Below are 12,883 nucleotides of genomic sequence, written 5' to 3'. Positions count from 1 at the left end.
CTTTACAATGACTTTCCAGTAGCGAGGGCTTGTGTAACTCGGTGCATCAATCGTATAAGAAAGCGTATCAGTTGCTTTAGCCGGGACAGTCATGACCTTTTCTTCTAAAGAAAATCGGTCATTACTATCAAAGTCGATATAAAGTTCAACCGTTGCCCCACTCGATGGAGTTGCATTTAACGAATAGGAAAAATCAATCGCTTTTCCACGAACAGCAAAGTTACCAGCGTTTGTGATTGACACCTGATTCGTCAACAGTTTCCCTTCCTGTTTGACTGTGACTTCTTCAAGCTACGTTATCTGTCTATGTTGGAAAAGTTGCTTGATTTCGTTAGAAGCAGTACTTGTTTGATCAAATACCTTCAAGTTTTCTTCACTTTTAAGTGATTCAAAGTTTCTGACTATAGATTGACCAGTTAAAGGCGAGAAGGCATCTGCATGAATCCACACTGGAATTCCAGCCTTCATCAATTTTAATAAATCGTCTACACGTAACGTTGATAAGTCGTTATCTTTTTCCTTTGTAGCATACAAAGATTCTATGTATTCTTTGTATTTATTACTCGATTCATCATAAGGAGTGCTATTATCACCGAAAGGTTTCTGATAATCGTATATAACTTGCTCTGGATTATATTTTTTACCATTTGCAGCCCCCGAAGGAGAAAAAACGATAGCATCATAACGTCCAAGTAGGTCATATCGTAACGCATTGAATTGTTTCATCGACATTTTTTGAACGTCAAAATCACTGCCGACACTAATCCCATCGACTTTTCCGTTCACTTGTTTTGGAATGTCCGTCACTTCCAAAATCACTGGTTTGACCGGCGTATTCGCCGATACGGTTGAATACATCTCAAATAAAGTTGTGATGAGGAGAGATGTGATAAAGACGATGGCGACGAATGCCGTCACGGGTCGTTTCAATCTACGTTGACTGACCATGCTGCGTTTCCTCCTTGGAAGTTTCGAATGATTTTTGACATACGTTCTCATATTCATTCATACTCTTTCCCTCGTCTGAACACAACCTTATTTTTTCAAACTTTGGAAATGAGTTCTTACTTCACTAATGAAATAAAGAGACCCGGTCACAATCAACGTCTTACTCGTCGGTGCTTCCATCCAATTGTTTAGCCATTCTTTCCATTCAACGAAGCGTGCCCCATCTTTTATTAGCTGCTCTTTCCTTCTCGCACGTGGAAAATCAAACGTCGTCTCGTACACGTCGCCAATCTTTTGAAGCGCGTGAACCATCGTGTCACGGTCCTTGTCCGCCAAAATCGCCGTCAGGACTGTCACGTCTCGTTCTTGTTTAGCTTGCACAACCAACGCCTCGATGCCTTCCTGGTTATGTGCCCCATCCAAGATCACTCGTGGTCGTTTGGAGACGAGTTCATATCGCCCCGGATGTTGTGCCCGCTCAAGTCCCGACCGAATCGCCTCTTCCTTCCAACCGAGATGACACGCTACGGCGACGGCACATGCCCCGTTATAAGCTTGATGATGACCCGTCAACCCGAGCACGACAGGTGGCATACCCTCATATGTAACGACAGTCCCAGCCCCGTCCTCGATTTCTGTCACAAGTGTTCGTACATCATGAATCGAAGCGCCTACGTCTTCTCCTTTTTGTAGCAACAGTTCAATCAACTTTTCCTCACCGACACTATGGAACATCGGCACGTCACGCTTCATGATGCCGTACTTCTCCATCGCAATCTCTTCAAGAGTATCGCCGAGTATTCCTTGATGATCATGTCCAATCGACGTCACAACGGTCGCAAGTGGATGTGTCAACACGTTCGTCGAGTCGAGTCGTCCCCCGAGACCGACTTCCCAAATGATCACATCAGGACGTGTATCGTCAAAATAGCACCATGCCATCATCGTCAAGAGTTCAAACTCCGTCAATGTCTCCGGTGCCGTGTCCGCACAGGCTTTGACACGGTTCGCTACGTCGACGAGCGCGTCTTCTTGAATCGGTTCCCCGTTCAACATGATTCGTTCCTCGAACTGAATGATATAAGGTGACGTGAACGTTCCGACGGATAATCCATTCTCCATCGCCATCGCTCGTAAAAACGCAACGGTCGACCCTTTTCCGTTCGTCCCGGCCACATGAATGGACGGACGTTCTTCTAACCCTAGCTGCTCAATCATCCAATTCATCCGCTCGAGACCCGGTTTAATCCCGAAGCGAAGCTGTCCACTCAACCAATCAAATACATCTTGTCTCGTCTTCATCTTCCACACTCCTACTGTTTACACTTCTGTTTCATCTTATCAAAATTCACGACAGCCGTTATGGAAAACAGTCTGTGCTATACTCGAAGCGAAGAAGGAGGCATGCGCCATGACAACTGACTGGAACTTCGAGGCGACGTATCTCGAACTGCGTGACATTTTTTACGACCGTGGACCCATCCATCCGGTCGACAATCCGACACTCGTCTTGTTTAACAATCCATTAGCCGCTTCGCTCGGGCTTGATACAGAAACACTTAAACAAGACATCGAATTACTTGCCGGTAATCGTCAAACCGAGACGTCGTTCTCGCAAGCCTACGCCGGACATCAATTCGGCAACTTGACGATGCTCGGGGACGGACGGGCCCTCATGCTTGGGGAACACGTGACTCCGAACGGGAAACGTGTCGATGTACAGCTCAAAGGCTCTGGACCGACGGAGTACTCTAGAGGTGGTGACGGACGGGCCGCCCTCGGGCCGATGGTACGGGAATTTATCATCAGCGAGGCGATGCATGCTCTCGGCATCCCGACAAACCGGGCACTCGCCGTCGTTCAGACCGGGGAAGCCATCATGCGTCAAGGTCCAAAGCACGGAGCCATCCTGACCCGGGTCGCCTCGAGTCATCTTCGTGTCGGGACATTCCAATTCGCGGCAGGTGCCGGCTCCATCGATGACGTCATCGCGCTCGCGGAATTTGCGATCAAACGTCACGACCCAGACCTCATCGATGCACCCGATCGCTACGAACAGTTCCTTGGACGCGTCGTCGAAAGACAGGCGAGACTCATCGCCAACTGGCAACTCGTCGGGTTCATTCACGGCGTGATGAATACGGACAATATGTTCATCAGTGGAGAAGGTCTCGATTACGGACCGTGCGCGTTCATGGATACGTACCACCCGGAGACGGTCTTCAGCTCGATCGACCGGGAAGGACGATACGCTTATGCGAATCAACCATATATCGGGTCTTGGAACCTCGCCCGACTCGCAGAGACATTGCTGCCGCTCCTTGGCGAAACGAAAGAAGAAGCGGTTGATGTGGCGAACAAGCAACTCACCCGCTATACGGAGTTGTATAAAGAAGCCTACTTTACCGGACTCGCGCATAAGATCGGCATATACGTCCGAAAAGATGGTGACGATGCACTCACCGATGAACTGCTCCGCTTGATGATGGAGACAGAGGCAGATTATACGAATACGTTCCGCTCGTTGACGCTCGGTGAAATCGATTCGCTTTCATTCGCAACTCGGGAAGATGGGAAGGCATGGATTGATGCTTGGCAAAAACGCCTAAGCGAACAAGGTCTCCCGGACGAGGACGTCAGTCGAATCATGCGCCAATACAACCCGGCCGTCATTCCTCGAAATCATCATGTCGAGAAAGCAATCCAAGCAGCAGAACGAGGCGACTTCGGACCGACCGAGGCGCTAATCAACATTTTGCGTGATCCTTATAACTACGATCAACCGTCTGAATACGTATCAGCAGGTCCACCACGGACGTATCCGTATCAAACGTTTTGTGGCACGTGAACCATCTCGCTTACGCGAGGTGGTTTTCTTGTGGGCTATTTTTTATTCATATTCAAGACAATTTAATTAGATCGCGAGGGTTTGACACTTTTTGAATCCGACTCACAAATACTGTATATCAATTTAAGAAGATAAAGAAATATCAAAATGTTTTTCATATATTTTCTTCTGAATATTTAGTTTATAAACCCTAATAAAATCTACTTCAAAACTCGGAAATGGACTCAATATTTCATTAGATAACTTTTCCATTTCTTTTAAATCGATTGTTGAAAGACCATTTTTCAAATCGTTACTGACGTATTCTGTACTTAAAGTTAAATGAGGTACATACTCATCGCCTTCAAAATATTGTTTAATTAAATGTTTTGGTGGCGCAATTTCCTGTAACACCTCTTGATGCAGATGAATCAAGCCATTTGATATCACACTTAAATACAAAATGTTATCTCCGAAATACTTTGGTTCATCTAACGACACTTGGAAAGGTTTAACACGTTCACAGACATTACATACTTTTGCAACCCACTTCTCATCCGAAGTTAATCCACCTTGTGCTTTTAAAGTGATGTGGGGCTCAACACCTAATTGTCTCATCCACTTATTTTGAAATTTTTCAATTCGACATAAATAGTCTTTTGGAGGCACAATTCCTATAAAATACTCTACTTTCACTATTTATCACTCCTATAAATGATGTGTATTTTCTAGACAGTCCCCGTCTCTACTGATGTCCTACAATTAGATAGTTCCAATACAAGAATACATATTTTCCCTTAGAGAGCGAATCTCCATAGAAAGGAACTTCTTAATTACTTCCTGATTGTGTTGAAAGCTTGAATTTATTCTTTTTCACTGAATGGACTTATAATAGCCTGTCCCTGTTCCATCAAAGCCCATCTTTTTGTAGAACACGTGTGAACCCGTTCGACGATTTCCTGTATTGACTGCTATTTTCATTATGCCATGTAGCTGTGCCCAATCTTGAACATGATTCACTAAAGAAGCACCGACCCCATTTTTTTGATGAGATGCCTTCACGACAAGAGCAATGATTCGAATATAGGATGCATCTACTTCATAAGATACTCCTCTAAAAAAACCAATCATCCCTACAATTTCTTGATTTTCTACCGCTACAAATGTGTGATAGTTCGAATCTAGTTGGATATTCATCAAACGGGTGGCCATCTGTTTTTCTGTAGTCGGGTATCCTAACTCTCCCATTAATTCTGACAGTGCAGCTACATCATTCATTTCAGCATTACGAATTCGTAGGATCGTTTCCTTTCGATTTAGCAACATGAACCCTCCTTTTCATCGATTCTATAAGTGTGCGTGTTCATCCTTACTCCGAATCATGAAAAGGAAACGATACAGACGAAGGTTTCGGTAACGAATCAGCGAGTGCCAACAACTCTTCTTCCGAGATATTTCCTGTCACGATAATCAGTTTGCCTTGGGTTAAATAGTATAAACCGTTCCCGTATGATTGCTCCAATACATACGGTTCTGGCTGATCCGACATCTCCCCTTCTACTTCAGTGAAAGAATCCGTCGCAATGATACTGATGAGGCGTGTCTCATCGTATAACGTCCAAAGCTTCACCGACCAATCGTTACCTGAATAATCAGCGCTGATGGCCTCCATCTCTTTATTAGGAAGATCTAATCCGTGAGCGAACGCTGATGATGTCTCCGGAATCCCAAAACGTTGCATGCCACGCTGCGCCCATGCCTTTCTTTCATCATGAATGAATACGCCAAACGGGTTCTCACGGTCAGGGACGGTCATCGCAACTAAACCGATCCCCCCGACCATCGTCTCCGTTATAATGTAATCCTTCGACAACTGTCTTGTCGAGCCATCTTCATATTGAAGGGTGATTTGTTCCACGACCGCGTCCGAGACCCGTTCTGTCCCTGGTTGTACTTCGGCAATCGTCGTCCCCGTCACGTCTACGTCGGGGAATTGCGATTCATCAATCACTCCCTCCTGTTCTACCTCTTCCACACCCGCCTTCTCCACAGACTCCGTCTCTTCTGATGGTGTACATCCAGCCAGTCCCAACATAAGAACACATATTACCCCAAGTCGTCTCATCTCATATCCCCTTTCTCCGTCCATCTCTCCAAATTCTACCAAAACACAAAAAAACCTTCTTCAGAGAATCAATCTCCAAAGAAGGTGTATATCTTACTTACGCAACTCTTCCAAACGGGCGCGGACCGCGTCACGCTTGTCGAGGTAGTCTTTTTCTTTTGCTTTCTCTTCGTCGATGACGTGAGCCGGTGCCTTGGCGATGAAGCCTTGGTTTCCGAGTTTCTTCTGTACGCGCTCGACTTCTTTCTCATACTTCGCCACTTCTTTTTCAAGACGGGCGATTTCTTCTTCGAAGTTGATGAGGTCTGCGAGCGGGATGAAGAGCTCCGCTCCTGTCATGATCGCGGACATCGACTTATCCGGAGCCGTGAGGCCACGTCCGATTTCAAGCTCTGTCGCGTTCGTGAACTTGCCAATCGTCATTTCGTTCGCGCTCAAGTAACCTTGCGTCGCATCGTCGCTCGTCGAGATAAAGAGCTGGATTGGTTTTGACATCGGTGCGTTCACTTCTGCACGGATGTTACGAACTGAGCGGATGACGTTCATCACAGCTTCAAACGCTGGAACTGAATCTGCGAAGTGAAGGTCGTCACGACGCGTTGGGTAGCTTGCACGAACGATTGAATCGCCTTCGTGCGGCAAGTGCTGCCAGATTTCCTCTGTGAGGAACGGCATGAACGGGTGCATGAGACGCATGATTGAATCAAGCGTGTGCGCGAGGACCGAACGTGTCGTGTGCTTCGCTGCTTCGTCCTCACCATAGAGTGTAAGTTTCGCCATCTCGATGTACCAGTTACAGAACTCTTCCCAGATGAAGTTGTACAAGTAGCGACCTGCTTCACCGAACTCGTACTTGTCGACGAGGCGTGTCACTTGGTCGATCGTATCGTTCAAGCGTGTCAAAATCCACTTGTCAGCAAGTGTCTTCTCGCCCGTGAGGTCGATCTCTTCCACTTTGAGTCCATCCATGTTCATGAGAGCGAAACGGCTCGCGTTCCAAATCTTGTTCGAGAAGTTCCATGTCGACTCGATCTTCTCCCAATAGAAACGAAGGTCGTTCCCTGGTGTCGAACCTGTGAGGAGGAACCAACGAAGTGAATCCGCTCCGTACTGGTCGATGACTTCCATCGGGTCAACGCCGTTACCGAGTGATTTCGACATCTTGCGTCCTTCCGAGTCACGGATGAGACCGTGGATAAGGACATCGTTGAACGGTTGCTTCCCTGTGAACTCGAGTGATTGGAAGATCATGCGTGATACCCAGAAGAAGATGATATCGTATCCCGTAACGAGCGCGCTCGTCGGGAAGTAACGGTTGAAGTCCGGTGCGTCCGTATCCGGCCAGCCCATCGTTGAGAACGGCCAAAGCGCTGACGAGAACCATGTGTCGAGGACGTCCTCATCTTGTGTCCAGTTCTCACTGTCCGCTGGTGCTTCTTTTCCTACATACACTTCACCTGTCTCATTATGGTACCAAGCTGGGATGCGGTGGCCCCACCAAAGTTGACGGCTGATACACCAGTCGCGGATGTTCTCCATCCAACGGAGGTATGTGCCTTCGAAGCGTTCTGGGACGAAGTTGACTTTCGTGTCGGCGTTTCCTTGTGCTTCGAGTGCCGCTTTTGAGAGTGGCTCCATATCAACGAACCATTGTTTCGAAAGGTATGGCTCGATGACTGCGCCTGAACGCTCTGAGTGACCGACCGAGTGCGTGTGCGGCTCAATCTTCACGAGTGTGCCGTCCGCCTCTAAGTCTTTGACGAGTTGCTTGCGGCATTCGAAGCGGTCAAGCCCTTCGTACTTGCCAGCGTTCTCGTTCATCTTCCCGCCTTCGTCCATGACGAGGATACGTGGAAGTTCGTGACGGTTTCCAATTTCAAAGTCATTCGGGTCGTGGGCTGGCGTGATCTTCACGCAACCTGTACCGAATTCCATGTCGACGTAGTCATCCGCAACAATCGGAATCTCACGGTTCATGACCGGAAGCATGATCGTCTTACCGATGAGGTGTGTGTAACGCTCATCTTTCGGGTTGACGGCAACCGCCGTATCTCCGAGCATCGTCTCTGGACGTGTCGTCGCGATCTCGATGTGACCTGAGCCGTCAGCGAGTGGATACTTCATGTGATAGAACGCACCCTCGACTTCTTGGTAAATAACCTCGATATCCGAAACGGCCGTCTTTTGAGCCGGGTCCCAGTTGACGATATATTCGCCACGGTAGATCAAACCTTTCTCATACAAGCGAACGAACACTTCTTGAACGGCTTTTGAGAGCCCTTCGTCGAGTGTGAAGCGTTCACGTGAATAGTCGAGACCGAGACCGAGTTTAGACCATTGGTCGCGAATCGTCTTCGCGTACTCGTCTTTCCATTCCCACGTCTTCTCGAGGAACTTCTCACGTCCGAGGTCGTAACGCATGACGCCTTCTTCACGGAGCTTTTGTTCAACTTTCGCCTGTGTCGCGATGCCGGCATGGTCCATCCCTGGGAGCCAGAGCACGTCATAGCCTTGCATGCGCTTGAGGCGCGTCAACAAGTCTTGGAGCGTCGTGTCCCAAGCGTGACCGAGGTGAAGTTTCCCCGTAACGTTCGGTGGTGGGATGACGATTGTGTACGGTTGTTTCGAATCGTCCTCGTCTGCTTTAAATACATCGTTTTCTAACCAGTAGTCGTACCATTTTGACTCCGTCGCACTTGGGTCGTACTTCGTCGGCATGGTGATTTCATTTGTCTCATGGGCCATGTGTGGCGCCTCCTCTATATCTTAATGAACACAAAAACGGCTTCTCTCGTCCTATACGCTAAGGACGAAAGAAGCCGTGATCTTCCGCGGTACCACCTTAGTTCGCCAACAAGTGGCGCACTCAAAATCGAATAACGGTCGATGGACCGAACTTTCTTACTCCATTCAGAAAGTCAGCTCCGAGGCGACTTCCGCGTCCATCCCTCGCAACCTTTCACCAAGCGGTCGCGTCTCTAAAAAGGAATGGATGATGCGTACTACTCCTCATCAATGCTTTTCATCGTATCTGTTAGATAATTGTAGCGACAGAAACGTCAGCAGTCAAGATTAGAGTGAAAACTCTTCTTGAAGCTCCTTGAACGTCGCCTCGACCGCTGCAATCGTCTTCTCGATATCCTCATCCGTATGCGCCGTCGAGAGGAACAATCCTTCGAACTGTGACGGTGGCAAGAATACGCCGCGCGCTGCCATCTTCTGATAGTACGAACGGAACATCTCGAGGTTCGCCGATTTCGCTTTTTCGAAGTTCGTTACTTTCTCGTTCGTGAAGAAGAAACCAAACATCGAGCCAGCACGGTTCGTGTCGTGCGGGATGTTGTATTTCTCACCAGCTTGCGTAAATCCTTCCGCGAGACGGTCTGCCTTACGCTCGAACTCCGCGTAGTGCTCAGGCTTCAGTTGCGAGAGTGTCGTGTAACCAGCAATCATCGCGAGTGGGTTACCCGAGAGCGTACCCGCTTGATAGATTGGACCTTGCGGCGCAATCTGTTCCATGATTTCGCGTTTCCCGCCGTAAGCACCGACCGGAAGTCCGCCGCCGATGACCTTACCGAGACATGTGAGGTCCGGTGTGACACCGAAGTATCCTTGTGCACAGTTGTACCCGACACGGAAGCCTGTCATGACCTCATCAAAGATGAGAAGCGCACCATTTTGTTCCGTGATTTCACGAAGTCCTTCGAGGAACCCTGGTTGTGGTGGCACGAAGCCCATGTTTCCAGCTGCCGGTTCGACGATGACACCAGCGAGGTCGTCACCGTATTTCTCAAACGCGACGCGGACAGCGTCCAAGTCGTTGTAAGGAACCGTGAGCGTATGGCTCGCGAGCTCTTTCGGTACACCTGGTGAGTCCGGGAGACCGAGTGTCGCGACACCAGATCCTGCTTTAATGAGAAGCGAGTCGCCGTGTCCGTGGTAGCATCCTTCGAACTTCAAGATCTTCGTCTTCCCTGTATAGCCGCGTGCGAGGCGAAGTGCCGCCATCGTCGCTTCCGTACCCGAGTTGACCATACGAACCATCTCGATTGATGGGACGCGGTTGATGACGAGTTCTGCCATCTTCGTCTCGAGCTCGGTCGGCGTCCCGAACGTCCAGCCTTTTTCAGCTTGTTCTTGAATCGCTTTCGTGACGACAGGGTCACGGTGACCGAGGATGAGGGGTCCCCATGAGAGGACGTAATCGATATACTCGTTGCCATCGATGTCATAGACGCGTGAACCTTCACCACGTTCGGCGAAAATCGGCGTCATACCGACCGATTTGTAGGCACGGACCGGACTGTTGACACCGCCTGGCATGAGTGGGCGGGCTTGTTCGAACGCTTCTTGTGAGCGTGTTTGGTTGTATGTCATGCGTAGTCTCCTTCCAAATAGCGACAGACGTCTTTTGCGAAATACGTGACGATGAGATCGGCACCGGCACGCTTGAATCCGACCATCGTCTCCATGACGATGCGTTCTTCGTCGACCCAATCGTTGAGTGACGCAGCTTTGATCATCGCGTACTCTCCGCTCACGTTATACGCCACGATTGGCATATCGAGTGAGTCGCGCATGTCACGGATGATGTCCATGAACGCGAGAGCCGGTTTGACAATCATGAAGTCGGCACCTTGTTCGACGTCAGATTGTGACTCGCGGAACGCCTCACGACGGTTCGCCGGGTCCATCTGATAGCCTTTACGGTCACCTTCACCTGGAGCCGATTGGGCAGCGTCACGGAACGGTCCGTAATACGCCGACGCATATTTTACGCCATAACTCATGATTGGGATATGGCTGAATCCGTTTTGGTCGAGACCTTCACGGATGGCTGCGACGAATCCGTCCATCATCGAGCTCGGCGCGATGATATCGGCACCCGCTTGTGCTTGCGTGATGGCCGTCTGGACGTGAAGTGGAAGCGATGCATCGTTATCGACGTCCCCATCCTTCACGAGGCCACAGTGACCTGTCGACGTGTATTCACATAGGCACGTATCCGCGATGACCGTGAGCTGTGGCGCCCACTCTTTTACTTTACGGATCGCTTCTTGGACGATGCCGTGGTCGTGATACGCTTCACTGCCTTCCGGGTCTTTATGTTCCGGCACGCCGAACAAGAGCACGGATTGGAGACCGAGGTCGACGATTTCTTTGATCTCTTCTTCGAGTCGGTCAAGTGAATAATTAAAGACGCCAGGCATCGAGCTGACTTCACGTTTAATGTTAGTCCCTTCAATAATGAAGAGTGGGTAAATCAAATCTTCTTTCCGAACATGATTTTCACGTACGAGGGCACGCATCGACTTCGATGAGCGAAGACGACGGTGACGGTCAAACTGGTTCATGAAAAATCCTCCCCTACACACTGTATTAATGCATCCATAGTATAACATTCTGGCACTCGTACCGGTAACGTCGACACTTGTCGGACGGCACGTTCGGTCACTTCGCCGATGGCGTACCACGTCCCATTGAAGCGGGACAAGTGCGGTGTGAGCGCCTCGACGGCCGACGGGCTCAAGACGAGCAGCGCCTTCACGGTCTCGAGTTGTTGCTGTTGCGCCGGTGTCAACGGCACTGGGATCGTCTCGTAGACGACCCAGTCCTGCACGTGAGAGAGCATCGTCATGTGCTTCGTGTTCGCCAAATTTCCACGCGCGAACAAGACGATCTCATCGGCGGAAACGATATCGCGTAACTGCTCAAAGAGTGCCTCACCCGTATACGTCTCCGGCATGAGCGAAACGGTAAACCCTTCCGCTTCAAGCGCCCGTTTCGTCTTCTCACCGACAGCAGCGACTTTGACGTCACGCTTCAGATTTCGAAGCGCGGGCACCGCGTTTTGACTCGTGACGACGAGCCAGTCGAATCGTTCCACGGGTGGCGGGACGTGCGTCTCTCTCGTCTGAATGAGCGGGACATGATGAACGGAAAGACCGCTCGCCTCGAGCAGCGCCCGTTGCGAAGCGGTCATTCTTTTCGTTCCCGTGTACCAGACGTCACTCATTGACCGAGGCGAGGATTTCACGCCCGCCACGTCCGAGCAATTCTTCTGCGACGTCCATTCCGAGTGCGATTCCGTCCGTTGACGTTTTCGTCACGCGAAGCACCTCTTTCCCGTCCACTGACGCGATGAGGCCCGTGAGCGTCACTTCGTCACCGTCGACCGTCGCGTAACCGCCAACTGGGACGTGACAGCTTCCTTCGATGGCTTTTAAGAAAGTCCGTTCCGCTGTCGCGGCTTTTGCCGTCACATCATCATGTAACAACTGAAGCACTGCCGTTACTTCTGCATCGTCTTTACGGCTCTCGATTGCGAGTACGCCTTGTCCGACAGCAGGTACCATGACGTCCGGTTCAAGCGCTTCGAAGTCGACACGGTCCGTCCAACCCATCCGTTCGAGCCCGGCTTTCGCGAGCAAGATGGCGTTGTAGTTCTCCGAGTCCAACTTCTTCAGACGCGTGTCGATGTTTCCGCGAATCCATTGAATCTCAAGATCGGGACGTGCCGCTAAAATTTGTGCCCCACGACGGAGCGAGCTCGTTCCGACGATTGAACCTTTCGGAAGCGTCTCGAACGTGTAGCCATTCTCACAGATGAGGACGTCACGCGCATCGACACGTTTCGGCATGCAACTGATATAGAGTTCTTCTGGTAGTTCGGCCGGAACGTCTTTCATACTGTGTACGGCGAAATCGATGTCCCCATCGAGCATCTGTTGTTGAATCTCTTTGACGAATAGACCTTTCCCGCCGACTTTTGACAATTGTACATCGACGATTTGGTCCCCTTTCGTCACGATTTCTTTAATCTCGAACTCGTTTTGTGCTCCGGCTTGCTTCAATTGTTCGATGACCCATTTCGTTTGAGTCATGGCAAGTTGGGAACGGCGTGAGCCGACGATGATTTTTCGCATGTTGAGTCTCTCCTTCATAGAAAAAGGCGACACACGTCGCCCTCCCGACGATGATTT

Annotated in this window: 12 protein-coding genes and 1 other annotated feature; of the genes, 1 reads left to right on the top strand and 11 read right to left on the bottom strand. The window is 49.8% G+C overall.

The genetic code is table 11. The features are described from left to right. The 3 genes from ON063_RS08820 to ON063_RS08810 form a co-directional block, all read right to left on the bottom strand. A partial coding sequence (locus tag ON063_RS08820; protein ID WP_274664887.1) for a hypothetical protein occupies positions 1 to 255 on the bottom strand: 255 nt, incomplete at its 3' end. 36 nt (positions 256 to 291) lie between these two features. After that, complete coding sequence (locus ON063_RS08815; protein ID WP_274664886.1) at positions 292 to 948, bottom strand: hypothetical protein; 657 nt, start codon at positions 946 to 948, stop codon at positions 292 to 294. Between the two features lie 87 nt (positions 949 to 1,035). After that, positions 1,036 to 2,250 carry a bifunctional folylpolyglutamate synthase/dihydrofolate synthase gene (locus ON063_RS08810; protein WP_274664885.1) on the bottom strand — a complete coding sequence of 405 codons (1,215 nt, stop codon included), beginning with the start codon at positions 2,248 to 2,250 and terminating at the stop codon, positions 1,036 to 1,038. A 109-nt stretch (positions 2,251 to 2,359) separates the two neighbouring features. Here ON063_RS08810 and ON063_RS08805 point away from each other — a divergent pair, with 109 nt between their 5' ends. Next, a complete protein-coding gene (locus ON063_RS08805) occupies positions 2,360 to 3,796 on the top strand; it encodes a protein adenylyltransferase SelO (protein ID WP_274664884.1) in 1,437 nt (478 codons plus the stop codon). Positions 3,797 to 3,919: 123 nt separating this feature from the next. Here the strand turns inward: ON063_RS08805 and ON063_RS08800 are convergent, their stop codons facing one another. The 8 genes from ON063_RS08800 to hemC form a co-directional block, all read right to left on the bottom strand. Beyond that, entirely contained in the window at positions 3,920 to 4,471 is a 552-nt protein-coding gene (locus ON063_RS08800) for a 2'-5' RNA ligase family protein (protein WP_274664883.1), read from the bottom strand. A 177-nt stretch (positions 4,472 to 4,648) separates the two neighbouring features. Then, positions 4,649 to 5,098, bottom strand: a complete 450-nt coding sequence (locus ON063_RS08795) for a GNAT family N-acetyltransferase (RefSeq protein ID WP_274664882.1) — start codon at positions 5,096 to 5,098, stop codon at positions 4,649 to 4,651. A 46-nt stretch (positions 5,099 to 5,144) separates the two neighbouring features. Continuing rightward, positions 5,145 to 5,900 (bottom strand): hypothetical protein, encoded by a 756-nt coding sequence (locus ON063_RS08790; RefSeq protein WP_274664881.1) that lies wholly within the window; start codon positions 5,898 to 5,900, stop codon positions 5,145 to 5,147. A gap of 93 nt (positions 5,901 to 5,993) precedes the next feature. After that, on the bottom strand, positions 5,994 to 8,645 hold the full coding sequence (locus ON063_RS08785) for a valine--tRNA ligase (RefSeq protein WP_274664880.1): 2,652 nt from the start codon (positions 8,643 to 8,645) through the stop codon (positions 5,994 to 5,996). Positions 8,646 to 8,702: 57 nt separating this feature from the next. Beyond that, positions 8,703 to 8,925 (bottom strand) — a binding site (T-box leader). A 47-nt stretch (positions 8,926 to 8,972) separates the two neighbouring features. Beyond that, positions 8,973 to 10,277: a glutamate-1-semialdehyde 2,1-aminomutase gene (gene hemL, locus ON063_RS08780; protein ID WP_274664879.1), complete on the bottom strand. Its 1,305-nt coding sequence runs from the start codon at positions 10,275 to 10,277 to the stop codon at positions 8,973 to 8,975. Beyond that, the gene (gene hemB / locus ON063_RS08775) at positions 10,274 to 11,254 is read right to left on the bottom strand and encodes a porphobilinogen synthase (RefSeq protein WP_015881120.1); all 981 of its coding nucleotides are present in this window, start codon (positions 11,252 to 11,254) and stop codon (positions 10,274 to 10,276) included. The genes hemL and hemB overlap by 4 nt, the downstream gene beginning before the upstream one ends. Next, positions 11,251 to 11,883 (bottom strand): uroporphyrinogen-III synthase, encoded by a 633-nt coding sequence (locus ON063_RS08770; protein ID WP_274664878.1) that lies wholly within the window; start codon positions 11,881 to 11,883, stop codon positions 11,251 to 11,253. Before ON063_RS08770 ends, hemB begins: the two co-directional genes overlap by 4 nt. A gap of 25 nt (positions 11,884 to 11,908) precedes the next feature. Continuing rightward, on the bottom strand, positions 11,909 to 12,826 hold the full coding sequence (gene hemC / locus ON063_RS08765; RefSeq protein WP_274664877.1) for a hydroxymethylbilane synthase: 918 nt from the start codon (positions 12,824 to 12,826) through the stop codon (positions 11,909 to 11,911). Positions 12,827 to 12,883 lie beyond the last annotated feature (57 nt).

The organism is Exiguobacterium sp. B2(2022), assembly GCF_028823655.1.
In the GTDB taxonomy this organism is placed as follows: domain Bacteria; phylum Bacillota; class Bacilli; order Exiguobacteriales; family Exiguobacteriaceae; genus Exiguobacterium; species Exiguobacterium aestuarii_A.
The sequence above is the reverse complement of the archived record's forward strand: the minus strand, read 5'-3'. Positions and strand labels throughout refer to the sequence as shown.